24 protein-coding genes are annotated in these 22,388 nt (G+C 71.1%); 7 read left to right on the top strand and 17 right to left on the bottom strand.

Annotated features, from left to right (window positions below; translation table 11 throughout):
* Positions 1-42 precede the first annotated feature (42 nt).
* Together ACQPZQ_RS36675 and ACQPZQ_RS36680 are read left to right on the top strand one after the other, a co-directional pair.
* A complete protein-coding gene (locus tag ACQPZQ_RS36675) occupies positions 43-624 on the top strand; it encodes a TetR/AcrR family transcriptional regulator (RefSeq protein WP_433288666.1) in 582 nt (193 codons plus the stop codon).
* Entirely contained in the window at positions 621-1,463 is an 843-nt protein-coding gene (locus ACQPZQ_RS36680; protein WP_433288668.1) for an MBL fold metallo-hydrolase, read from the top strand. Before ACQPZQ_RS36675 ends, ACQPZQ_RS36680 begins: the two co-directional genes overlap by 4 nt.
* A gap of 12 nt (positions 1,464-1,475) precedes the next feature.
* Here the strand turns inward: ACQPZQ_RS36680 and ndk are convergent, their stop codons facing one another.
* From ndk to ACQPZQ_RS36725, 9 genes are all read right to left on the bottom strand, one after another.
* On the bottom strand, positions 1,476-1,886 hold the full coding sequence (ndk, locus tag ACQPZQ_RS36685; RefSeq protein WP_241037651.1) for a nucleoside-diphosphate kinase: 411 nt from the start codon (positions 1,884-1,886) through the stop codon (positions 1,476-1,478).
* A 37-nt stretch (positions 1,887-1,923) separates the two neighbouring features.
* The gene (locus tag ACQPZQ_RS36690) at positions 1,924-2,355 is read right to left on the bottom strand and encodes a DUF4233 domain-containing protein (RefSeq protein ID WP_433288670.1); all 432 of its coding nucleotides are present in this window, start codon (positions 2,353-2,355) and stop codon (positions 1,924-1,926) included.
* Positions 2,352-3,839 (bottom strand): bifunctional folylpolyglutamate synthase/dihydrofolate synthase, encoded by a 1,488-nt coding sequence (locus ACQPZQ_RS36695; protein WP_433288672.1) that lies wholly within the window; start codon positions 3,837-3,839, stop codon positions 2,352-2,354. Before ACQPZQ_RS36695 ends, ACQPZQ_RS36690 begins: the two co-directional genes overlap by 4 nt.
* Positions 3,836-6,472 (bottom strand): valine--tRNA ligase, encoded by a 2,637-nt coding sequence (locus ACQPZQ_RS36700; protein ID WP_433288674.1) that lies wholly within the window; start codon positions 6,470-6,472, stop codon positions 3,836-3,838. Before ACQPZQ_RS36700 ends, ACQPZQ_RS36695 begins: the two co-directional genes overlap by 4 nt.
* A complete protein-coding gene (locus ACQPZQ_RS36705) occupies positions 6,469-7,248 on the bottom strand; it encodes a hypothetical protein (RefSeq protein ID WP_433288676.1) in 780 nt (259 codons plus the stop codon). Before ACQPZQ_RS36705 ends, ACQPZQ_RS36700 begins: the two co-directional genes overlap by 4 nt.
* A 74-nt stretch (positions 7,249-7,322) precedes the next feature.
* Positions 7,323-8,870, bottom strand: coding sequence for an alkaline phosphatase D family protein (locus tag ACQPZQ_RS36710; protein WP_433288678.1), 1,548 nt, complete (start codon positions 8,868-8,870; stop codon positions 7,323-7,325).
* An 86-nt stretch (positions 8,871-8,956) separates the two neighbouring features.
* The gene (locus ACQPZQ_RS36715) at positions 8,957-10,156 is read right to left on the bottom strand and encodes a Cmx/CmrA family chloramphenicol efflux MFS transporter (protein WP_433288680.1); all 1,200 of its coding nucleotides are present in this window, start codon (positions 10,154-10,156) and stop codon (positions 8,957-8,959) included.
* A gap of 97 nt (positions 10,157-10,253) precedes the next feature.
* On the bottom strand, positions 10,254-11,708 hold the full coding sequence (locus tag ACQPZQ_RS36720; protein WP_433288682.1) for an aldehyde dehydrogenase family protein: 1,455 nt from the start codon (positions 11,706-11,708) through the stop codon (positions 10,254-10,256).
* Entirely contained in the window at positions 11,698-12,453 is a 756-nt protein-coding gene (locus ACQPZQ_RS36725) for an SDR family NAD(P)-dependent oxidoreductase (protein WP_433288684.1), read from the bottom strand. Before ACQPZQ_RS36725 ends, ACQPZQ_RS36720 begins: the two co-directional genes overlap by 11 nt.
* A 234-nt stretch (positions 12,454-12,687) precedes the next feature.
* Here ACQPZQ_RS36725 and ACQPZQ_RS36730 point away from each other — a divergent pair, with 234 nt between their 5' ends.
* Positions 12,688-13,257, top strand: coding sequence for an Lrp/AsnC family transcriptional regulator (locus tag ACQPZQ_RS36730; protein WP_433288686.1), 570 nt, complete (start codon positions 12,688-12,690; stop codon positions 13,255-13,257).
* Between the two features lie 85 nt (positions 13,258-13,342).
* Positions 13,343-13,777 carry a PPOX class F420-dependent oxidoreductase gene (locus ACQPZQ_RS36735; RefSeq protein ID WP_433288688.1) on the top strand — a complete coding sequence of 145 codons (435 nt, stop codon included), beginning with the start codon at positions 13,343-13,345 and terminating at the stop codon, positions 13,775-13,777.
* A gap of 25 nt (positions 13,778-13,802) precedes the next feature.
* Here ACQPZQ_RS36735 and ACQPZQ_RS36740 read toward each other — a convergent pair whose 3' ends face one another.
* From ACQPZQ_RS36740 to ACQPZQ_RS36775, 8 genes are all read right to left on the bottom strand, one after another.
* Complete coding sequence (locus ACQPZQ_RS36740; RefSeq protein WP_433288690.1) at positions 13,803-14,096, bottom strand: DUF6457 domain-containing protein; 294 nt, start codon at positions 14,094-14,096, stop codon at positions 13,803-13,805.
* A 46-nt stretch (positions 14,097-14,142) separates the two neighbouring features.
* Complete coding sequence (locus tag ACQPZQ_RS36745; protein WP_433288692.1) at positions 14,143-14,313, bottom strand: MFS transporter small subunit; 171 nt, start codon at positions 14,311-14,313, stop codon at positions 14,143-14,145.
* Entirely contained in the window at positions 14,310-15,689 is a 1,380-nt protein-coding gene (locus ACQPZQ_RS36750; RefSeq protein ID WP_433288694.1) for an OFA family MFS transporter, read from the bottom strand. The genes ACQPZQ_RS36745 and ACQPZQ_RS36750 overlap by 4 nt, the downstream gene beginning before the upstream one ends.
* A 199-nt stretch (positions 15,690-15,888) precedes the next feature.
* Positions 15,889-17,169, bottom strand: a complete 1,281-nt coding sequence (gene clpX / locus ACQPZQ_RS36755) for an ATP-dependent Clp protease ATP-binding subunit ClpX (protein WP_241037876.1) — start codon at positions 17,167-17,169, stop codon at positions 15,889-15,891.
* A 194-nt stretch (positions 17,170-17,363) separates the two neighbouring features.
* Complete coding sequence (locus ACQPZQ_RS36760; protein WP_379659380.1) at positions 17,364-18,014, bottom strand: ATP-dependent Clp protease proteolytic subunit; 651 nt, start codon at positions 18,012-18,014, stop codon at positions 17,364-17,366.
* Entirely contained in the window at positions 18,011-18,619 is a 609-nt protein-coding gene (locus ACQPZQ_RS36765; protein WP_433299531.1) for an ATP-dependent Clp protease proteolytic subunit, read from the bottom strand. The genes ACQPZQ_RS36760 and ACQPZQ_RS36765 overlap by 4 nt, the downstream gene beginning before the upstream one ends.
* 176 nt (positions 18,620-18,795) lie before the next feature.
* Positions 18,796-20,289, bottom strand: a complete 1,494-nt coding sequence (gene tig / locus ACQPZQ_RS36770; RefSeq protein ID WP_433288697.1) for a trigger factor — start codon at positions 20,287-20,289, stop codon at positions 18,796-18,798.
* A gap of 190 nt (positions 20,290-20,479) precedes the next feature.
* Entirely contained in the window at positions 20,480-20,788 is a 309-nt protein-coding gene (locus tag ACQPZQ_RS36775) for a hypothetical protein (protein ID WP_433288700.1), read from the bottom strand.
* Positions 20,789-20,817: 29 nt separating this feature from the next.
* Here ACQPZQ_RS36775 and ACQPZQ_RS36780 point away from each other — a divergent pair, with 29 nt between their 5' ends.
* From ACQPZQ_RS36780 to ACQPZQ_RS36790, 3 genes are read left to right on the top strand one after another with little or no spacing between them, the layout of a single operon-like run.
* A complete protein-coding gene (locus tag ACQPZQ_RS36780) occupies positions 20,818-21,426 on the top strand; it encodes an RNA polymerase sigma factor (RefSeq protein WP_433288702.1) in 609 nt (202 codons plus the stop codon).
* A complete protein-coding gene (locus ACQPZQ_RS36785; protein ID WP_433299533.1) occupies positions 21,423-22,019 on the top strand; it encodes an Asp23/Gls24 family envelope stress response protein in 597 nt (198 codons plus the stop codon). Before ACQPZQ_RS36780 ends, ACQPZQ_RS36785 begins: the two co-directional genes overlap by 4 nt.
* Positions 22,016-22,378 carry an Asp23/Gls24 family envelope stress response protein gene (locus ACQPZQ_RS36790; RefSeq protein ID WP_433288704.1) on the top strand — a complete coding sequence of 121 codons (363 nt, stop codon included), beginning with the start codon at positions 22,016-22,018 and terminating at the stop codon, positions 22,376-22,378. The genes ACQPZQ_RS36785 and ACQPZQ_RS36790 overlap by 4 nt, the downstream gene beginning before the upstream one ends.
* The last annotated feature ends 10 nt before the right edge of the window (positions 22,379-22,388 follow it).

Raw genomic sequence — 22,388 nt, forward strand, 5'->3', positions numbered from 1 at the left:
GCGGTCCGGACGCTCAGTAGACCGGTCTCTATAGTCACCGTCGTGACCGAACGATCGACGACGAAGCGGGAACGGGTGATCCGCACCGCCGCGGGTCTCTTCCGGGCGCAGGGCTACCACGCCACGGGGCTGAACCAGGTGCTCAGCGAGGGCAACCTGCCGAAGGGCTCCCTGTACTTCCACTTCCCCGGCGGGAAGGAGCAACTGGCCGTCGAGTCGGTGCGGCTGGCCGGCGACGAGCTCTGCTCGGCACTCGCCTCGACGCTGGCGAGCACGCCCGATCCGGTGCAGGCGCTGGAGCGAGCGGTCGATCTGCTCGGCGCGCACCTCGCCGCCACCGACTTCCGCGAGGGCTGCCCGGTCGCGATCGTCGCCCTGGACACGGCCGGGCACAGCGAGCAGATCCGTGCGGCCTGCGCGGACGTCTACGACTCGTGGCAGTCGCTCGTGGCGAACCACCTCAACTCGGCGGGCGTCGAGGACCCCGAGGAGATCGCCACGGTGGCGATAGCCGCGATCGAGGGCGCCCTCCTGCTCGCGCGCACCCGCCGCGACCTCGCCCCCCTGCACGCCGTCGGCGCCCGCCTGCGGATCCTCCTGACCGACGGACGGAGCTCGACATGAAGGTCCACCACCTCAACTGCGCCACGATGCGCCCGTTCGGCGGGAGGCTGGTGAGCGGCACCGGGCCCGTCCTCGCCACCGCCGAGCTGGTCTGCCACTGCCTGCTGATCGAGACGGACAACGGCCTCGTCCTCGTCGACAGCGGGCTCGGCACGGGCGACGTCGCCGACCCGGACGCCACTCTCACCCGAGGGTGGCGCCGCCTGGCCCGGCCCGTGCTCGACATCGCCGAGACCGCGCTGCACCAGGTGGAGGCGCTCGGCTTCCACGCGTCCGACGTGCGCCACGTCGTGCTCACCCATCTCGACCTCGACCACGGCGGCGGGCTGCGCGACTTCCCCGACGCCCAGGTGCACGTGCTGCGCACGGAGCTGGAGGCCGCGCGGGGCGCGCGCAGCGGCAGCGAGCGCACGCGCTACCCGCGCGGCCAGTGGGCGCACGGGCCGAAGTGGGCGCCACACGACCCGCAGGGCGAGGAGTGGTTCGGCTTCCATGCCGTGCGCGATATCCCCGGGCTGCCGCCGGAGATCCTGCTGGTGCCGTTGATCGGCCACACCGTCGGGCACACGGGCGTGGCGGTGCGCGGGGACGACCGCTGGCTGCTGCACGCGGGCGATGCCTATTTCTTCCACGCCGAGATGCGGCCCGACGCGCCCTGGTGCACGCCGGGCCTGCGAGTGATGCAGCGCCAGGTGGAGACCGCCCGCGGGCTGCGGCTCGCCAACCAGGAAAGGCTGCGCGAGCTCGTGCGCGCGCACGGCGACGAGGTCACCGTGTTCAACGCGCACGACCCGGTTCAGCTGCGGGCCGCCCGACAGGCGGCGGCCCGCGTCAACTGAGCCGGGCCGAGGTCAGAGGTTCGGGAACCAGAGCTTGATCTCCCGCGCCGCGCTCTCCTCCGAGTCGGAGCCGTGGACGAGGTTGTACTGCGTCTCCAGGCCGAAGTCGCCGCGGATGGTGCCGGGGGTGGCCTTGGCAACCGGGTCGGTGCCGCCTGCCAGCTGCCGGAAAGCTGCGATCGCCCGCGGGCCCTCGACGACGGCCGCGAGCACGGGTCCAGAGGTGATGAACTCGAGCAGGTCACCGAAGAAGGGCTTGCCGTCGTGCTCGGCGTAGTGCTGCTCGGCGAGCTCGCGCTCCACCGTGCGCAGCTCGAGCGCGACGATGTCGAGGCCCTTGCGCTCGATGCGCGCGAGCACCTCGCCGATCAGCTTGCGCTCGACGCCGTCGGGCTTGACGAGGACCAGGGTGCGTTCAGTCACGTCGCCCAGCGTATCGACGGGCCGCGGAGCGGCGGCGTCAGGGATCCCGGGGCTGCTGGCTGGGCAGTTCCCCGCGGGCCATCTTCCCCGCGAGGTCGCGGCGCAGCAGCAGGAGCACGACCCAGACGAGGACGAACACCCCGCCCATCACGCCCAGCGCCGGGACCAGCAGCCCGCAGGCCACCATCACGACCTGCAGGACGAGCGCCAGCCCGAGTCCCCAGGGCCGCCGCTGCAACCCCGCTGCGACGATCATCACGACGGCCAGCGCCCCGATCACCCCGACAGCGAGCGGGGTGGCGCCCTCACCGAACTTCGGCAGCACGAGCAGCGCCAGCGCCACCACGATCGCCTCGAGCGTGAGGGTGGCGGCGAAGACCCCGCGCAGCCCCTTCATGGGGTCGGGTCCCTGCACAGGTGCGGGCCCGGCGACGGGGTCGGCCCCGTTGCCGGGGCCGGGCGAGCTCATACGGGTTCCTTCCCGAACATGGCCCTCACCTCACCGGCCGTGACCACCGAGCCGGTCACGACCACACCGACGCCGGACTCGCCGCCCTCCTCGGCCAGCTCCCCCGCCTGCTCGATGGCCTCGGCCAGCACGGGCTCGACGCTCACGCGGTCGGAACCGAACACCTCGGCGGCGACCGCGCCCAGCTCGTCGGGATCCATGGCCCGCGGCGAGGAGTTGGCGGTGACGACCACCTCGTGCAACACCGGTTCCAGCTCGTCCAGGATGCCGCGCACGTCCTTGTCCCGCATCACGCCGAGCACGCCGACGAGCCGCGCGAACCGGAAGTCGGTGGTGAGCGCGGCGGCGAGCGAGCGAGCGCCCGCCGGGTTGTGCGCTGCGTCGATGAGCACGGTGGGCCCGCCCTCGCCTGCCGCGACCCGCTCCAGCCGACCCGGCGACGCGACGCCGGCGAACGCCGCACGCACGACGTCGGGATCCAGCGGCTGCCTCGGTCCGGCACCGACGAGGGCCTCAGCAGCGGCGAGGGCGAGCGCGGCGTTGCTCGCCTGGTGCTCGCCGTGCAGCGGCAGGAAGATGTCGTCGTAGGTGCCGGAGAGACCCTGCAGGGTGAGCCGCTGGCCACCCACCGCGATCTCCCGCTCCCGCACGCCGAACTCGGCACCCTCCCGGGCCACCTGGGCGTCCACCTCGACGCAGCGCTCCAGCAGCACCTCGGCCACGTTCTTGTCCTGCGCGGCCAGCACCGCCACCGCGCCCGGCTTGATGATCCCCGCCTTCTCCCGGGCGATGCCGAGAATGTCGTCGCCGAGGAACTCCATGTGGTCGAGCCCGATCGGGGTGACCACCGCGACGTTGCCGTCGGCGACGTTCGTGGCGTCCCAGACGCCGCCCAGCCCGACCTCCAGGATCGCGGCCTCGACCGGGGCGTCGGCGAAGGCGGCGAAGGCCATCCCCGTGAGCACCTCGAACTTCGAGAGCGTGCCGAGCTTCGCGTCGACCATCTCGACGAACGGCAGGACGTCCCGGTAGAGCGTGACGTAGCGCTCCGGGGAGATCGGCCGGTTGTCGATGTTGATCCGCTCGGTGGCGCGCTGGAGGTGCGGGCTCGTGTAGCGGCCGGTGCGCAGCCCGATCTCGGTGAGCAGGGCGTCGATCATCCGGGACGTGGACGTCTTGCCGTTCGTGCCGGTGATGTGCACGACCGGGTAGCCGCGCTGCGGGTCGCCGAGCACGTCGACGAGCGCTGCGATCCTCTCCAGAGAGGGCTCGATCACCGTCTCGGGCGCGCGCCGGTCGAGCGCGGCGTCGGCGGCGAGGAACTCCGCGAACCCGATCACCGACGACTGCGCCGGCACGACGTCGGGGCTCTCCCCACCGCGGATGGCGTCGAGAACGTGCGAGACGACGGCGTCCTCCGCCGCCTCCTCCGGGGAGCGGACTTCGCCCTCGCCCTCCGGCAGTTCCTCTCGGTCCCTCGTCATGACGCGGGCAGAGCCTCCAGCCTTGCCTCGATCCGGTCGATGTCGGCGGCCGCCGTGGCGCGCCGGGACCGGATGCCCTCGACGACGTCGGCGGGCGCCTTCTCGACGAACTTGGGGTTGCCGAGCTTCTTGTCCGCCTGGTCGAGCTCCTTGCGGGCCGCGGCCAGGTCGCGGGTGAGCCGAGCACGCTCGGCGGCCACGTCGATGGCGCCGGACGTGTCGATCTCCACCTGGACCGTGCCGTCCCCGAGCCCGACCTCGAACGCGGCCGTGGGGGTGAAGTCCGGGCCCGCGTCATCCAGCCGGACCAGCGCCGCGACGGCACCGCGGTGGCCGGCGAGCCCTGCCTCGTCCAGCCCCACGATGCGGGCGGCGACGCGACGGGTGTCGGGCACGCGCTGCTCGGTGCGGAAGCGGCGGACCTCGGTGACGAGCTTCTGCAGGTCGGCGATCCGGGAGGCGGCCAGGGCGTCGGGAGCAGCACCTGCGTCGACCGGCCACTGCGCGACGACGACGGACTCCCCGTCCGTGAGCCCCTGCCACAGCGCCTCGGTGATGAACGGGATGACCGGGTGGAGCAGCCGTAGCAGCGCGTCGAAGACGTGCCCGAGCACCGCCCTGGTGCCGTCGGCGGTGGCGTCGTCGCGGAGCTGCACCTTCGCCAGCTCGACGTACCAGTCGCAGAGCTCGTCCCACGTGAAGTGGTAGAGCCCTTCGACCGCCTTGGCGAACTGGAAGTCCTCCAACAGCGCGTCGGTCTGCTCGCGGACCTCGCGCAGCCTGCCGAGGATCCAGCGGTCGGCGTCGGTGGGCTCGGTGGGCAGCGGCAGCGCCGGTGACGCGCCGTTGGCCAGCGCGAACCTCGTGGCGTTCCAGAGCTTCGTGTCGAAGTTGCGGGAGGCCTGGACGGCGTCCTCGCCGATCGGGACGTCGGTGCCCGGGTTCGCCCCACGCGCCAGCGCGAAGCGCAGGGCGTCGGTGCCGTAGCGGTCCATCCACTCCAGCGGGTCGACGGTGTTGCCGGACGACTTCGACATCTTCTTGCCGAACTGATCGCGGACCATGCCGTGCAGCGCGATGGTGTGGAACGGGATCGCCCTGTCCGGGCCCTGGTCCTGCATCGCGTAGAGGCCGAACATCATCATCCTGGCGACCCAGAAGAACAGGATGTCGTAGCCCGTGACCAGCACCGACGTGGGATAGAACTTCTCGAGGTCGGGGGTCTTGTCCGGCCAGCCCAGCGTGGAGAACGGCCACAGCGCCGAGGAGAACCACGTGTCGAGGACGTCCTCGTCCTGCGTCCAGCCTGCCGGCGGCTCCTCGTCCGGGCCGACGCAGACCATCTCTCCGTCGGGGCCGTACCAGACCGGGATGCGGTGGCCCCACCACAGCTGCCGGCTGATGGTCCAGTCGTGCATGTTGTCGACCCAGCTGAACCAGCGGGGCTCGAGCTCCTTCGGGTGGACGGCCACACGGCCGTCGCGCACGGCGTCGCCCGCGGCCTTCGCCAGCGGCCCGACCTTGACGAACCACTGCAGCGACAGGCGCGGCTCGATCGGCTCCTTCGAGCCCCGCGACGAGTGCCCGACGCTGTGGACGTACGGGCGCTTCTCCGCGACGATCCGCCCCTGCGCGGCCAGCGCCTCGCGCACGGCGACGCGCGCCTCGAAGCGGTCCATGCCATCGAACTCGGTGCCGGTGTCGGCGATCCGCCCGGACTCGTCCATGATCGAGGGCATCGGCAGGTTGTGGCGCCGCCCGATCTCGAAGTCGTTGGGGTCGTGGGCCGGGGTGACCTTGACCGCGCCCGTGCCGAAGCTCGGGTCGACGTGCTCGTCGGCGACGACCGGGATCATGCGCCCCACCAGCGGGAGCTCGATCTCCCGGCCGACCAGGTGCTTGTAGCGCTCGTCGTCGGGGTGGACCGCCACGGCGGTGTCGCCCAGCATCGTCTCCACGCGGGTGGTGGCGACGACGACCGCGTCGGCACCGTCGCCGTAACGGATGGAAACGAGCTCTCCCTCGACCTCGCGGTGCTCGACCTCGACGTCGGAGAGCACGCTGCGCAGCTCCGGCGACCAGTTGACCATCCGCTCGGCCCGGTAGATGAGGCCGTCGTCGTAGAGGCGCTTGAAGATGGTTACGACGGCACGGCTCAGGCCCTCGTCCATGGTGAAGCGCTCGCGGCTCCAGTCGACGCTGTCGCCGAGGCGCCGCATCTGGCTGAGGATGGCGCCGCCGTACTCGGCCTTCCACTGCCAGGTGCGCTCGACGAAGGCCTCGCGGCCCATCTCACGCCTGCTCGTGCCCTCCGCGGCGAGCGCGCGCTCGACCAGCGCGTGGACCGCGATCGACGCGTGGTCCATGCCGGGGAGCCACAGCGTCTCGTAGCCCTGCATGCGGCGGCGGCGCACCAGGATGTCGATGAGGGTGTGCTCGAACGCGTGGCCGATGTGCAGGCTGCCGGTGACGTTCGGCGGCGGGATGACGTTGGAGAACGCCGGCTTGTCGCTCGACGCGTCGGCGGTGAAGTAGCCGGCATCGACCCACCGCTCGTACATACCGGCCTCTACCTCGCCCGGATTCCACTGGGCGGGCAGGTCGGCAGTGCGGGAGGGAAGCGTGTCGGTCACCGCTCAAGTCTACGAGCCGCAGTCGACCCGGTTCCCCGCGCACCCGTGCCCGCGGGCGGGAGCAGGAGGGCGTGCAGCCGGTGGAAACCCAGCACGGGGGCGAGCCTGCGCTGCCGCACGAGCCGCAGGTCCAGCGCCCGCACCCGGCCGAGGGACGGCTCGTAGACCCGCCACGAGTCGGTGCCCTGCACACCGAGCGCCATGACGTAGTGCCGCGGGACGACCGACCCGACGAGCATCGGCACGGGACGGCCGGCCGCGAGGACGGCGCCCGCCTCGTCGAGGGCGGCCGCGAGGTCGGCGGCCGACGTGTCGTCCACCAAGCGCACCCGGTACGGCCCCGCGCCGGGGACGTTGCGCCGCAACCACCGCACCATTCCCCACGGGGTCGTCCCGAGCGCGCGGGGCCAGAAGCGGTTGGTCTCGCGGTGCACCTGGCGCTGACGCTCGTCGTAACGGGTGCCGAAGCCGGTGGCGACCCCCGTGGTCACGCCCGCGGATCCGGTGACGGCACCCAGCACCCGCTCCCCGTCGAGGCGCTGCGTCTCGCCGGGGTCGGCCCACGCGGCCAGCGCGACGAGGACCGCGCTGCCACACGCCGTGCGGTCCACCTGGTCGAGCCGGACGCCGCCGCGGCGCTGCTCCCCGACCTGCTCGGAGAGCAGCGGCCTGCGACCACCGGCCAACGGAAGCACCTGCGCGACGCGGCCCGGCTTGCGCATGCCGCGTCCTACGAGCGACTGGATCCGCCGCGCCACTCCGCACACCGTCCGCATGTCCGCGATCCTCCCTGCGGGTGGCGGATCGCGCACTCCCTCGTTGTCCCGACCTCTACGTCAGGACCGGGACGTCACTTCGTGCGCGTCAGCGCCTTGGACCACAGCCCCGCACCGTCCTGCGCACGCAGCGTCACCCGCAGCTCCTCGCCGCCCGGTGCGACCTCGACCTCACCGAAGTGCTGGAAGCCCTCCATCGGCGAGGCGTTCGCGGCCGGGGGCGCCCGCACGTACGCCACCTCGGGGCCGAACGTCGAGTCCATCGCGTTGGGTCCGAACGCGCCGGCGTTCAGCGGGCCGGAGACGAACTCCCAGAACTCGTCGAACTCCGTGAAGGCCGCGCGGGCGGGCGAGTAGTTGATGGCCGCGGTGTAGTGCACGTCGGCGGTCAGCCAGACGACGTCGCGCACCTCGCGCTTCTTCAGCTCGGTCAGCACCCAGGCGATCTCGGCCTCGCGGCCGCTCGGCGGGCCCGCAACGCCGTTGGCGACGGCCTCCCACGCGGTGCCGTCGGGCACCTGGATGCCGATCGGCATGTCCGATGCGACGATCTTCCACGTCGCCTTCGACGACTCGAGCGCGTCGACCAGCCACTTCGCCTGCTTCTCACCGAGGATCCGCTCCATCGGCTTCGTGTTGGCGTCGTTGGCGTCGCGGTAGGTCCGCATGTCGATCACGAAGACCTCGACGTGGGGGCCGTAGGGCAGCCGCCGATAGACCCGCCCGTCCACCGCGCGGCGCGGGTCCAGCGGCACCCACTCGTGGAACGCCTGGAACGCCCGCTTCGCGAGCACGTCGACGCGCTTCTCGGTGTACTGGGCGTCCGTGATCACCTCGCCGGGGTACCAGTTGTTGAGGACCTCGTGGTCGTCCCACTGGTTGATCTGGGGCACCGCCGCGGCGAACGCGCGCACGTTCTCGTCGAGCTGGTTGTAGGCGTGCTGCCCGCGGAACTCGGCGAGCGTCTCGGCGACCTTGGACTTCTCGGGGGTCACGATGTTGCGCCACGTCCGGCCGTCAGGCAGCTTGACGGATTCCGTGACCGGGTTGTCGGCGTAGATCGTGTCGCCGCTGTGGATGAAGAAGTCCGGGTGGCGGTCGGCCATCGCCGCGTAGATCCGCATCCCGCCGATGTCCGGGTTGATCCCCCAGCCCTGTCCGGCCACGTCACCCGACCACAGGAAGCGGACGCCGTCGCGCTTGCCGGGCAGCGTGCGGAACGAGCCGCTCACGGGCTCGCTCACGCTCCGGCCGTCGAGGTCCTCCGCCGTGACGCGATAGTGCACCGTCCGTCCCTCACCGGGCACGCGCAGCTTGCCGGTGAAGTCCGTGTCCGGTGTGAGGACGGGTCCGCGGATCGTGCGGGAGCGGCGGAAGTCGGCGTCGGCCGACACCTCGACGACCATGCGCGACGGCCGGTCGGCACGGGCCCAGACCAGTCCGGACCCCGCGAGCACGTCCCCGGACTGGACACCGTGGGTGAGCACGGGGCGGTCGGGGCGGGCAAGGGCCGGAGCGGCGAACGCGGGGGCGGCGGTACCCAGCGGGACGGCCGCCGCGAGCCCGCCGATCGCGGCGGTGCGGAGCAGGGTGCGCCGGTCGACGGCGTGGTGGGAGCGCATGGTGGCATGTAATCCGATCGGGTGAACCGGACGCCGGATCGTGAAGGGGACGCGCAGGTGAACTCTGATCTATCGGCGGCGCCGCTTCACTCCGCGGGCAGTGGTCCCCGCCGGTCGAGCCGCCATGACACGAGCGCCACCACGATCGCCCCTGCCGCCAGCAACACGCCCAGGTAGGCCGGCGCGGTGAAGCCCCACCCCGCCCCGATCGCCAGCCCGCCGAGCGCAGGCCCCAGCGAGTTGCCGACGTTGAACGCCGAGGTGTTGGTGGCGCTCGCCAGTGTGGGAGCGGCGCCCGCCAGCGCGAACACCCTCGCGTTCAGGGGGGCACCGGCGATGAACGCGATGGCACCCAGCAGCACGACCAGCCCGGCGACGACCACCGGCTCCCGCGCGAACACCCCGACCAGCCCGAGCAGCAGCCCGGCGCTCGCGAGACCGCCGAACAGCGTGGGCCACGGGTACGGATCGGCGAGCCGGCCACCGACCACCACGCCGACGAGGCTCCCGAGCCCGAACCCGAGCAGCACGGCGGGCACCCACCGCTCCTCGATCCCCGCGACCTCGGTGAGCAACGGTGCGACATAGCTGAACGCGCCGATCATGGCCGACTGGTACAAGGCCGTAGTGCCCAGCGCGAGCCACAACCTCCCGTGCCGGAACGCCGCGAGCTCAGCGGCCACCCGCGGCGCGGCCCCGCGCCCCGTGCCGGGCGGGACGCTCAGCATCACGCCGAGCGCACTCACGGCGGCCAGCGCGCCGACCGCCCAGAACGCCGAGCGCCAGCCGAACTGCTGGCCCACGAGAGTGCCCAGCGGCACCCCGGCGACGTTCGCGACCGTGAGCCCGCCGAGAAGCACCGCCAGCGACCTGGCTCGCAGTTGCGGAACCACCACCGACACCGTGACGACGGCCGCGACCGCCCAGAACGCCCCGGTCGCCACTGCCGTGACCACCCGTGCGGCGAGCAGGATTCCGTACTGCGGCGCGAGAGCGCTGACCACGTGCCCGACGACGAACACACCGAGGGCGGCAAGCAGCGTGGTGCGCCGGGGTAGTCGCAGCGTCAGCACGGCCATCGCGGGAGCGCCGACGATCATCCCGACCGCGAACGCCGAGATCAGGTAGCCCGCCTCGGGGATCCCGACCCGGAGGTCGGACGCCAGCTGTGGCAGCAGCCCGGCGATCATGAACTCGCTGGTGCCGAGCGCGAAGATGCTCAGCGCCAGCACCGGGACGACTCGCGGGATGCGAGCAGGCTGCGTCGGCGCAGCGACAGCGGACACGTTCCCCCCTGGATGCCGGTCCTCGTGCTGGTGACAACCCGTTGGCCCGGTCCACCGATTCCGGCAACACGCGTGCCGGATTGCCTCGGTGGGCGGGTCAGCGCGGTGCTGCGGACTGGCTCACGAGCCGCAGCTGCGTGAACGACAGCACTCCCTCGGCCCCGCCCTCGTAGCCGTAGCCGCTCGCGTCGAGCCCGCCGAGCGGAGCGTCCGGCAGCGACGGCGCCATCTGGTTGATGCCGATGTTGCTCGCCTTCAGCCTCTCCACCGCGATCTCGCGCCGGGTGAGCGAGTCGGTGAAGACGTAGGAGGCGAAGGCGTACTCCGGGGCATTGGCCAGCTCGACGGCCTCGTCGAAGTCGTCGAACGGGACGACCGCCGCGATCGGCCCGAACGGCTCCTCGGACATGATGTCCGCGTCGTGCGGCACGTCCGCCAGCACCGTGGGCTCGAAGTAGAAACCGTCCCGCTCGGGTTGACGGCCTCCGCACAGCAGCCGGGCACCGCGACCGACCGCGTCCTGCGTCAGCCGGAGCATGGCGTCCACCCGGCCCTGGTGAACCAGCGAACCCATCGTGGTCTCCGGGTCCGAGCCATGGCCCAGGCGCAGCGATCGCGCGTGGTCGGTCAGCCGGGAGGCGAACGCGTCGTACAGGCTGCGGTGCACCAGGTAGCGGCTCGGCGCGACACAGGACTGGCCGGCGGAGCCGAACTTCGCCGGGCTCGTGACGGCGACGACGCTGTGCACGTCCGCGTCCTCGCACACGAGGACAGGCGCGTGGCCGCCGAGCTCGAACACACCCCGGATCAGCCGGGGGGCCGCGAGGGTGGCCAGCTGTTTCCCGACTGCGGTGGAGCCGGTGAAGGTCACCGCCTTGACCACGGGCGAGCCCAGGAGCTGGGCGGACACCGTGGGCGGGTCGCCGAAGACGAGGTTCACCACACCGTCCGGCAGCCCGGCGTCGACCAGCGCCTGGACGATCGCCGCAGCCGTGCCCGGGGCGCTCTCGGCCGCCTTCAGCACGACGGTGCAGCCGGCGGCCAGCGTGCCGCCGAGCTTGCGGGCGCCGAGAACGGCGGGAAAGTTCCAGGCGGTGAACGCGGCGACCACGCCGAGCGGGGTCGGGACGGAGTAGCGCCTGCTGCCCGCGACCGCCCCGCCGATCACCCGGCCCTCGACCCGGGCGGCCTGCTCGCCGTTCCACTCGAGGGTGTCGATCGCCCGCTGGATCTCGCCGCGCGCCTCGGCGCGGGTCTTCCCGGCCTCCAGCATCAGGGTGGTGGCGACCTCCGCCGCGCGCTCACCGAGCAGCATGGCGGCCTTCTTCAGGATCGCGCCGCGCTGCGCCGGCACCGTGGTGCTCCACGCACGGAACGCGGCCGACGCAGCGTCGAGCGCATCCGCGACATCGCGCTCGTCCGCCTGCTCCACGGTGCCGATAGTCCGGCCGTTGCCGGGGTCCGTCACCGGGATCCGGCCCGCCGCGCCGTCGCGCCACCGGCCCCCGACGAACAGGCGCGTCGCGGCCTGGGCCGTGGAGTCAGCGGACATAGCTCGCCCCGTTGACGTCGATGGTGGTGCCGGTGGCGTGCGTGGCCAGGCCCGAGGAGAGGAACGCGATCACGTTGGCGACGTCCTGCGGCTGGGCCACCTTGCCGAGTCCGGTGTCGCGCGCCGCGACCTCGACGCCGACCTCCTCCGCGAACACCTTGTTCAACGCGGTGTCGACGTATCCCGGGGCGAGGGCGAACGCGGTGACGCCTTCGCGCCCGTACTGGCGCGCGATGGTGCGGGTCATCGCGACGACGCCCGCCTTCGCCGCGGCGTAGTGCCAGTAGTCCGGGTCCTCGCCGCGGAAGGCGGCACGGCTCGCCAGGTTGACGATGATGCCGCCGTCCTCCTGGGTCCGGTAGGTGGCGACAGCCGCACGGCACAGAACCGCAGGTGCGAGCAGGTTGACCGCCAGCGACCGGTTCCAGACGCCCATCCACTCGGCGAGGCTCTCGTCCAGCGGCGCCGGCGGGTAGATGCCGGCGTTGTTGACCAGCACGTCGATCCGCCCGTGCACCTGCAGGGCCTCCTGCCACAGCGCGTCGGCGGCCGCGGAGTCGCTCAGATCGGCCGCGAGCCGGTGAGCCCGCTCGCCGATCTCCTCCGCCAGGGCGAGGGTGGCATCCGCGCTGACGTCGTGCAGCACGACCGACGCGCCTGCCGCGGCGACGGTGCGAGCGGCCGCGGAACCGATGCCGCCGCCCGCCCCGGTGATCAGGACGACGCGTCCGGAGAGATCGATCAACGGTTTTCCTCCCTCGACGGCCCGGCGGGGCCCGGTGGCTGGGGGTGACTGCGACCCGAAGTTCGTGTGTAAGCCTAACGACGCTGAAGCAGGCTCTCAATCGAAATGTCACCCGCAGCAGCCTTGCATTCGACAGAATCTGAGGGGAAACTTCTGTCGATCGGCAGGCGGCGTGGCTCACTTGCCGCACCACGAGATGAGGGCACAGCAGTCGGCGAGGTAGGTATGGGTCGGTTGGACGCATCATTGGCCGGGCTGGCGAAGGTCGCGGCGCAGCCCAGGGCGGCCGTGCCTCTGGACGACATCGATCTCGCGTTGCTGCGTCACCTCGCGGAACATGCCCGCATCTCCCAGCGCCGACTGGCAGCACGGCTGGGTATCTCGGCACCCACGGTGAGCGAACGGATGAGCAGGCTGGAACGCAGCGGCGTCATCCGCGGCTACGGCGCACAGATCGACTGGGACGCCGTCGGCTACGGGGTCAGCGTGTACCTGTCGGTCACCGCCGCGGCGGGGTACGACACCGCCGAGATCATGCGCAGCCTGTGGGAGATCGCCGAGGTCGAGGACGTCATGATCGTCACCGGTAGCCTCGACATGCTCGCCAAGCTGCGGGTGCGCGACCACGGGCACCTGCGGACGCTGCTCATGGAGCGGATCTGGCAGATCCCGGGAATGCAGCGCACGGAGACCCTCATCGGGATGGCCGAAATGCCCCCGAAGAACTTCGCTGCCGGCCTCCTCGACCACATCGACCGGGCCGCCCCTGCTCCGCAGGGCACCGCGGACGAGACCACCGGGTAGGGCTCCTGCGCGGCCACGGTCCCAGCGGTCGGCTCACGGCGCGGCTGGGCAGCGGATAGCCGTCGGCGTGAATACAGTGCGACGCATGACCCGGATTGACCCTGAGGTCCGCGCCTTCCTCTCCGAAGGCACCCGCACCGGCAGGCTCGGCTTCGTCGCAGCCAACGGCCGAGCGCTCGTGGCGCCCGTGTGGTTCCTGGTGGAAGGCCCCGACGAGGCACCCGAACTGGTGTTCAACACCGGGAAGAACACCGCGAAGGGGCGCGCCGTGGCCCGCGACCCCCGGCTGACGCTCTGCGTCGACCTGCCGGAACCGCCATACGCGTACGTGCAGGTCCAAGGCGAGGCGACGGTCTCGGAGGAACCCGACGAGCTCCTCCGCACCGCCACCGCGATCGCGGCCCGCTACGTAGGTGAGGAGCGCGCCGCGGACTTCGGGAAGCGCAACGCCGGGCCCGGCGAGCTCGTGGTGCGCCTGCGGCCGACGAAGGTGATCGCGGAGTTCGACATCATCGGCTGACCGAGCCGGCGGGGCCGGCCCGGGATCAGGCCTGCTTCGATGCCCCGCGCTCGCTGTCCCACCCGTCGGCGAGGCGGCTGATCTTCTGTGCGTAGTCGCGAGCGGCGACCGCAGGGTCGGCGGCCCGCCCGGCCGCCAGCCCGATCAGGAACGCCGTTACCGGCGCGCCCGGGCGGCTGACGCCGTGGGCGACGTCCGAGGTGAGGTCGAGGACCATGTCGACCGTGGTGGCGCTGTCCACCGCACCTTCCAGCCCCAGTTCCTGGGACACGGCGTCGACCCACTCGGACAGGGCTTTCGCATCACTGCTCGGGCTCACGACGAGGACCCTATGGCATGGGCTCCCGACGCGCCCGCCGCCACGATCAGCCGAACAGCGCCGGGATCTTGATCACGAGCTGGTACAGCCCGTAGCCGAGGGGAACCAGCACCCACAGCCACACGACCACCGCGATCACCCACTGCAGCGGGCCCCACGCGTCGCTCGGCTTGCCCGCGGCCTGCCCCGCAGCGCTCATCTCTCCGGCCGTGCTCATGCCTGCGCTCCCGCCTTCGACGCCGACTCCAGGGTCGGCTCGTGGAACTTCTCGTTCACGGGCCTGATCAGCTCGTTGCAGATGAACCCGATCACCAGCAGTCCGATCATGATCATGAACGCGATGGTGTATCGGCCGGGGCCCTCCACGCCCGCCTCGATCTGGGCGTCCGCGATCGCGTTCACGATGAGCGGGCCCAGCACGCCGGCCGTGGACCACGCGGTGAGCAGCCGCCCGTGGATCGCACCCACCTGGTAGGTGCCGAACAGGTCGCGCAGATACGCCGGCACCGTGGCGAAGCCCGCGCCGTAGAACGACAGGATGAGGATCGCGCAGATCAGGAACACGACCCTGTTGGAGTTCGTCATCAGCGTGACCGTGAGATACAGCAACGCGCCGACGCCCAGGTAGATCCGGTACATGTTCTTGCGGCCCAGGTAGTCGGACAGCGACGACCACAGGATGCGGCCCAGCGAGTTGGCCAGCGACAGGATGGACACGAACCCGACGGCCGCGGCCGCGACGGTGGCGGCGGGCCCGGCGTCGCCGAAGAAGTCGGTGAAGATCGGGTTGGCGCGTTCGAGGATGCCGATACCCGCCGTGACGTTGAAGCAGAGCACCACCCACAGCAGCCAGAACTGCGGCGTCTTGATCGCATTACGCGCGGAGACGTTTGCGCGGGTGATGAGCGTGCCCTGCCGTGCCTGGGACGAGTCCCATCCGAGCGGCTTCCAGTCATCGGCCGGCACCCGGATCAGCAGCCATCCGACCGACATGAACACCGCGTAGATCAAGCCCATCGTCAGGAACGTCAACGCGATTCCGTGGACGTCGGGGTCGGAGCCGGATCCGCCGAACGCACTAAGCAGCTGGCTGCTGAGTGGCGAGGCGATGAGAGCGCCACCACCGAAACCCATGATGGCGATACCGGTGGCGAGACCGGGGCGGTCGGGAAACCATTTGATCAAGGTGGACACCGGCGAGATGTAGCCGATACCGAGTCCGATGCCGCCCACGAATCCGTAGCCGATCACCACGAGCCAGTACTGCGAGAAGTACAGGCCCAGGGCCGAGATCAGGAACCCGGCGACGAAGCATGTCGACGACACGACCATCGCCCAGCGCGGTCCGTTGGCGTCGACCTTCGTGCCGAAGAGGGCCGCCGACACTCCGAGCATGATGATGCCGAGCGTGAACGGCAGAGCGCTCTCCACACCGGAGATGCCGAGCCCGTTCTCCAGCGGCGGCTTGAACACGCTCCAGGCGTAGGCCTGCCCGATGGCCAGGTGGATCGACAGCGCCGCGGGCGGAACGAGCCACCGACTCCACGTCGGTGGAGCCACGATCCGCTCCCGTTGCAGGAACCCAGCTGGCATGACCGTCCCCTTGCTTTCGCCCACGTGCCTTTGATCTCGGCACACGTTCGCGTGAACCTAGGAGGATCTTGTTGCCAAAGCAACTCGTGTGAGCGGGGAGCTGACGCGTTTAACAGGACAAAACAGACACAAGATCGGACAGAGACGACGAAAACCGGCCCCGCGGACGGGGCCGGTCTTCGTATTCGTGACCTGAGTGTTAGGCGGAGCGTTCGCGGCGCTCGCGACGCGGGGGCACCCGCGGCACGATCGTGGGGTTCACGTTCTCCCGCACCGTCTGCTCGGTGACCACGACCTTCGCCACGTCGTCGCGGCTCGGGATGTCGTACATCACCGGCAGGAGCACCTCTTCCATGATCGCCCGCAGGCCGCGGGCGCCGGTGCCGCGCAGGATGGCCTGGTCGGCCACCGCCTCGAGCGCGTCGGCGGTGAACTCCAGCTCCACGCCGTCCATCTCGAACAGCTTGTGGTACTGCTTCACCAGCGCGTTACGCGGCTCGGTGAGGATCTTGACCAGAGCTTCCTTGTCCAGCGAGGTGACCGAGGCGACCACCGGCAGGCGGCCGATGAACTCGGGGATCAGGCCGAACTTGATGAGGTCCTCCGGCATGGTGTCGCCGAAGCTCTCAGCGGACTCCAGGTCGCTCTTCGAGCGGATCTCCGCGCCGAAGCCCAGGCCGCGCCTGCCCACCCGGTCGCCGATGATCTTCTCGAGACCCGCGAAGGCACCCGCCACGATGAACAGCACGTTCGTCGTGTCGATCTGGATGAACTCCTGGTGCGGATGCTTGCGGCCGCCCTGCGGCGGGACGCTCGCGGTGGTGCCCTCGAGAATCTTCAGCAACGCCTGCTGAACGCCCTCGCCGGAGACGTCGCGCGTAATCGACGGGTTCTCCGACTTGCGGGCGATCTTGTCGACCTCATCGATGTAGATGATGCCGGTCTCGGCTCGCTTGACGTCGTAGTCAGCCGCCTGGATGAGCTTCAGGAGGATGTTCTCGACGTCCTCGCCCACGTACCCGGCCTCGGTGAGCGCCGTGGCGTCGGCGATCGCGAACGGCACGTTGAGCAGCTTCGCGAGCGTCTGTGCGAGATACGTCTTGCCACAGCCTGTGGGGCCGAGCATGAGGATGTTGGACTTCGAGAGCTCGACGCCATCGCCGTCGGCCCCGCGCCCCTTGTCGCCCGCCTGGATGCGCTTGTAGTGGTTGTATACCGCTACTGAGAGCGTGCGCTTCGTCTGGCTCTGCCCGACGACGTACTGGTCGAGGAAGTCATGGATCTCAGCAGGCTTGGGGAGCTCGTCGAGCTTCACCTCGCCGGCCTCTGCCAGCTCTTCCTCGATGATCTCGTTGCAGAGATCGATGCACTCGTCGCAGATGTAGACGCCAGGACCGGCGATCAGTTTCTTGACCTGTTTCTGGCTCTTCCCACAGAACGAGCACTTGAGCAGGTCACCGCCGTCGCCGATGCGTGCCATGAGTGCAGACCCCAAATCCCATCTAGCGCTACCCCGTCCGGCGGGCCCGGTAGGAGTGTCCTCGTGACGGTACCCGCCGAACACGTCTCCGCGGGAGCATCAGCGCACCCTGATTCGTGGACGGGTCGGCGGACGGTAGGCGCCGGGGGTCGAAGAACGGCCTCCGACGCACCACCCTGGCTCGGCTGCCTGTGTCAGACAGCCGACAGCTTGCGGCTCTGAATGATCTCGTCGACGATCCCGTACTCCTTGGCCTCCTCGGCCGTGAGGATCCGGTCCCGCTCGATGTCCTCGTGCACCTGCTCGGGAGTGCGGCCGGCGTGCTTGGCCAGCGTGGTCTCGAGCAGCCGGCGCATGCGGGTGATCTCCGCGGCCTGAATCTCCAGGTCCGACACCTGGCCGTAGAAGCCCTCGGTGGCAGGCTGGTGGATCAGGATTCGCGCGTTCTGCACTGCGAGCCGCCGCCCCGGAGTGCCGGCGGCGAGCAGCACGGCCGCAGCCGAAGCCGCCTGGCCCAGGCAGACCGTCTGAATGTCGGGCCGGATGAACTGCATCGTGTCGTAGATGGCCATCAGCGACGTGAACGAGCCACCCGGCGAGTTGATGTACATGCTGATCTCGCGGTCCGGGTCGGCCGACTCCAGGCACAGCAACTGCGCCATCACGTCGTTGGCCGACGCGTCGTCGATCTGCACGCCGAGGAAGATGATGCGCTCCTCGAACAGCTTGTTGTACGGGTTCGACTCCTTGACCCCGTAGCTGGTGCGCTCGACGAACGACGGCAGCACGTACCGCGACTGCGCCGGTGACGGGGCGCCGCCACCCGGCATCTCGAACCTGGTCACCTGGAGCTCCCGTTCTGGCTGGCTGCGTCCGGCAGCTCGCCGGCCCGCGAGATCACGTGGTCGACGAATCCGTACTCCAGCGCCTCGTGCGCGGAGAACCACCGGTCGCGGTCGAAGTCGGCGGTGATCTTCTCGACCGTCTGGCCGGTGTGGCCGGCGATGAGCTCCGCCATCTCACGCTTGTGGCGGCGGAACAGCTCTGCCTGGATGGCGATGTCGGACTCGGTGCCCCCGACACCAGCCGACGGCTGGTGCATGAGGATCTGGCAGTGCGGCAGCGCATAGCGCTTGCCACGCGTGCCGGCCGACAGCAGGAACTGCCCCATCGAGGCGGCCAGCCCCATCGCGTAGGTGGCCACGTCGCACTCGATGAACTCCATCGTGTCGAAGATGGCCATACCCGCCGTGACCGAGCCACCCGGCGAGTTGATGTACAGCGAGATGTCCGCCGTGGGGTCCTCGGCCGACAGCAGCAGCATCTGCGCAGCGATCCGGTTGGCGATGTCGTCGTCGACCTGCTGGCCGAGCACGATGATCCGCTGCTGCAGGAGCCGCTCGTAGACCGAGTCGGACAACGTCATCGACGTGGGCGCGCCCCGTCGCATCTCCGCTCCGAACGTGCGGTCCGCGCTACGCGGGCCGGTGTCCTGTGGGCTCACTTCACCCTGCCTTCTGCTGGTCAGCTCGCGTGTTTGGTCGGGTTCGACCCTACGCGGACGGGCGGGTGGCCCGCCGCGTACGGCCACGTTGTTCGCTGTGGGCGTGGCGGATCCGGCGCCGGTCAGGAGCCGGAGGGTGCCTTGTCACCGGATGCGCCCTTTGCGGCCGTGTCCGCAGCGGGCTCCTCGGCAGCAGGAGTCTCGTCGGCCGGACCCTCCGCAGCCGAGCTCTCGGCGGTGTCCTCGACTGCGGCGTTCTCGTCGCCGGGCACCTCGGGCGCCTGGTCACCGTCGTCGTCGCCGAGCACATCGGAGAGGTCGACGGCCTGCCCGGACGCGTCGGTGACAGTGGCAGCGCGGACGGCCTGGATCAGCGCCTTGCTCCGGCGGACGTCGGAGTAGATCGCACCGAGCTGGCCGGCCTCCTGGATGCGCTGCACGAACTCCTCGGGCGGCATCTGGTACTGCTGGGCCTGGTAGACGATGCGCTCGGTGAGCTCCTGGTCGTTGACCGAGACCTCCTCGGCATCGGCCAGCGCGTCGAGCACGAGGCGGGTGCGGACGGACTTCTCCGCCTCCTCACGGGCCTCGGTGTCGAACTCCTCGCGGTTCTTGCCCTGCGACTCGAGGAACTGCGCGAAGCGCTCCTCGTCGTGGTCGAAGCTGTGGACGGCGTCGTGCACTCGGGACTCGACCTCCGCGGCGACCACGGACTCCGGCAGCGGCACCTCGGTGGCGTCCACCAGCGCGTCGAGCACCTTGTCGCGGGCCTGGGTGACCTGCTCCATCCGCCGCACCCGGCCGAGCCGCTCCCGTAGGTCGGCGGTGAGCTCGTCGAGCGTGTCGAACTCGCTGGCGAGCTGGGCGAACTCGTCGTCGGCGTCGGGGAGCTGGCGCTCCTTCACCCCGGTGACCTTGACGGTGACCTCGGCGTCCTTGTCGGCGTACTCGCCTGCGACCAGCTTCGAGGTGAAGGTGGCCGACTCATCGGCCGACAGGCCCTCGATCGCCTCGTCGATGCCGTCGATGAGGCCGCCCTGGCCCACCTGGTAGGAGAACCCGGTGGTGGTGGCCTCCTCGACGGGCTTGCCGTCGACGGTGGCCGACAGGTCGATGAGGACGAAGTCGTCCTTCGCCGCCGCGCGCTCCACGCCGGTGAGCGTGCCGAAGCGGGCCCGCAGGTTCTGCAGCTGCTCGTCGACGTCGGCGTCGCTGACCTCGACGTCGTCGACGGACACGGTGATCGAGTCGAGGTCGGGCAGCGTGATCTCCGGCCGGACGTCGACCTCGGCGGTGAACGCCAGCTTGTCGCCGTCGGCGATCTCGGTGACCTCGATGTCCGGGCGGCCGATCGGCGTGACCTGCTCGGCGCTTGTGACGGCCTCGCTGTACTTGGCGGGGACGGCACCGTTCACGACCTCTTCGAGCACCACTCCACGGCCCAGGCGGGCCTCGATGATGCGGGCCGGCACCTTGCCGGGGCGGAAACCGGGCACCCGGACCTGCTGAGCGATCTTCTTGTAGGCGCGGTCGAAGTCCGGCTTGAGCTCGTCGAACGGCACCTCGACGTTGATCCGGACCCGCGTCGGGCTCAGCCGCTCGACGGTGCTCTTCACGGTGGGGTACTCCTCGGTGCTGGGCAGTGTCGGGACACACGACGCGGACGGTGCGGGCCGCAGGCGAGGTGGGTCCTCAGGCGTGCCCGGTCGCGGCGCCGGAGGGACGCGCGGCCGGTCGTTCCCGCGAGTCTAGGCGAGACGGAGTGACGTACCGCGCCGGGCCACCGCAGGCTCACCGCCACGACGGTCAGGAGCCGGTCGATGGGGCGGTCACGACGTCGGAGAACGTGATTTCCACGGCGACGGGGCCGAGCAACCCGCGGACGACCGCCCCCAGTTCCTCGGCCAGCCGGGGCAGTGGCGTCGCCGGGGTGCCGAGCCGCGCGACGACGGCCAGCTCGACGGGTTCACCGCCGGTGCCGATCCGCACGCCGACCACCCGCTCGCCGACGAAGTAGGACGCGACCGTGCCAAACGGGCCGCCGTCGAGGCTCGCGACCCCGGGATGGGCGAGCACGGCGGCGGCGAGCTCGGCCGCACGGCCGGGGACGGACATCGCAGCAGGGTACGGCTACCGTGTCCGTGGTGGCAGCGACCCGGGGGTGGGCGGAGCCGCCGTCCCCGCCCGACGCGTCCGCCGCGCGCCCGGAGCAGCGGCCAGCCGAGCTCGACGAGCAGACGCTCGTGGTGCGCGCCCAGGAGGGCGACGCACGGTCGTTCGAGGTGCTCGCCCGGCGCCACCAGGCCGCCCTCTACCGGGTCGCGGTGCGGGTGCTCGGCGACCCCGGCGAGGCCGAGGACGCCCTGCAGGAGGCGCTGCTCGACGCGTGGCGGCGGATCGGCGCGTTCCGTGCCGAGTCCGCGTTCTCCACGTGGATGTACCGGGTGGTCACGAACCGGTGCATGGCGATGCTGCGCAACAGGCGCCCGGTGCCCGTCGACCGCATGGACGACGCGGCCGCGGTCGCCGACTCGCCGGAGCGCACTGCCGAGCTCGACGCCGGCATGGTCGCGCTCGGGCAGGCCGTGGCGGGCCTGCGCGACGAACTGAGGGTCTGCTGGGTGCTGCGCGAGCTGGAGGGGCTGGGGTACACCGACATCGCGCACATCACCGGAGCGAGCGAGGATGCGGTTCGCGGCCGGATCCATCGCGCGCGGGTGCAGCTGGCGGAGGTGATGCGACCGTGGCGATGAACGCGGGCTCGCAGGCGGAGGGTCCCGACGGGCCCGACCCCCGGCTGGCGTGCGGCCGCGACGCGGCTCTGGCGTGGGACCGCGCGGCGGCCGGGACACCGCCCGACGCGCACGAGCGCGACTGCCCGCACTGCAACGCCGCCTTCGCCGACGCGCGGGGCCTGGACGCGGTGGTGCACCGCATGGCGTCGCAGGAGCTGGAGCCACCCCCTTCCATGATGGATCGTGTGATGGCCGCGGTCCTCACCGAGCTGCGCCCCCACGACCTGTTGACTCTGTCCTCCCCGCACGGACCGGCGCGGCTGAGCCGGCCGGCGGCCGCGGCCGTGCTGCGTCACGTCGTCGACCGGATGGACGGGCTGCGGGCGCGCAGCTGCCGGATCGAGCAGCCTGCCGGGGCCGATGCGGCGGGCGGGGCTCCGCACGCCGCCGACGTCGCCATCACCGTGACGGCCCGCTTCGGCGTGGACCTGGCGTCGGTGACGGCGCGGGTGCGCCAGATGGTGATCGCGGCAGGTGAGCAGGCGCTCGGGGTTCCCGTGCGGCGGGTGGACATCGACGTCGTGGACCTGTTCGGGGAGGGCACGACATGACCGAGCCCGACCCACCGGTACGTCTGCACGTCGGTGACGCCGTCGTCGCCCGGGTGGCGGCCCACCGGGCCCGGCTGGTGCCCGGCGTCGTCGCGCTGCGCCCGGACCTGGCCCAGGCGCTCATCGGGATCGCGGGCACCGTGCTCGGGCAGGACCGCTCCCGGCCCCCGGTGCAGGGCGTGAGCGCCACGGTCCACGGCCGGTCCGCCGAGGTGTCGATCACCATCGTGACGCGGCTCGGGCACAACTGCCGCGACCTCGCCGTGGCGGTGCAGCGCGAGGTGGCCGCCGAGGTGGCCGCCTACACCGGGCTGGACGTCATGGTGCGGGTGACGGTGGCCGAGGTTCTGCTCGACTGAGCCCGCCGGA

The organism is Pseudonocardia sp. CA-142604 (assembly GCF_050948475.1).
GTDB classification, from domain to species: domain Bacteria; phylum Actinomycetota; class Actinomycetes; order Mycobacteriales; family Pseudonocardiaceae; genus Pseudonocardia; species Pseudonocardia alaniniphila.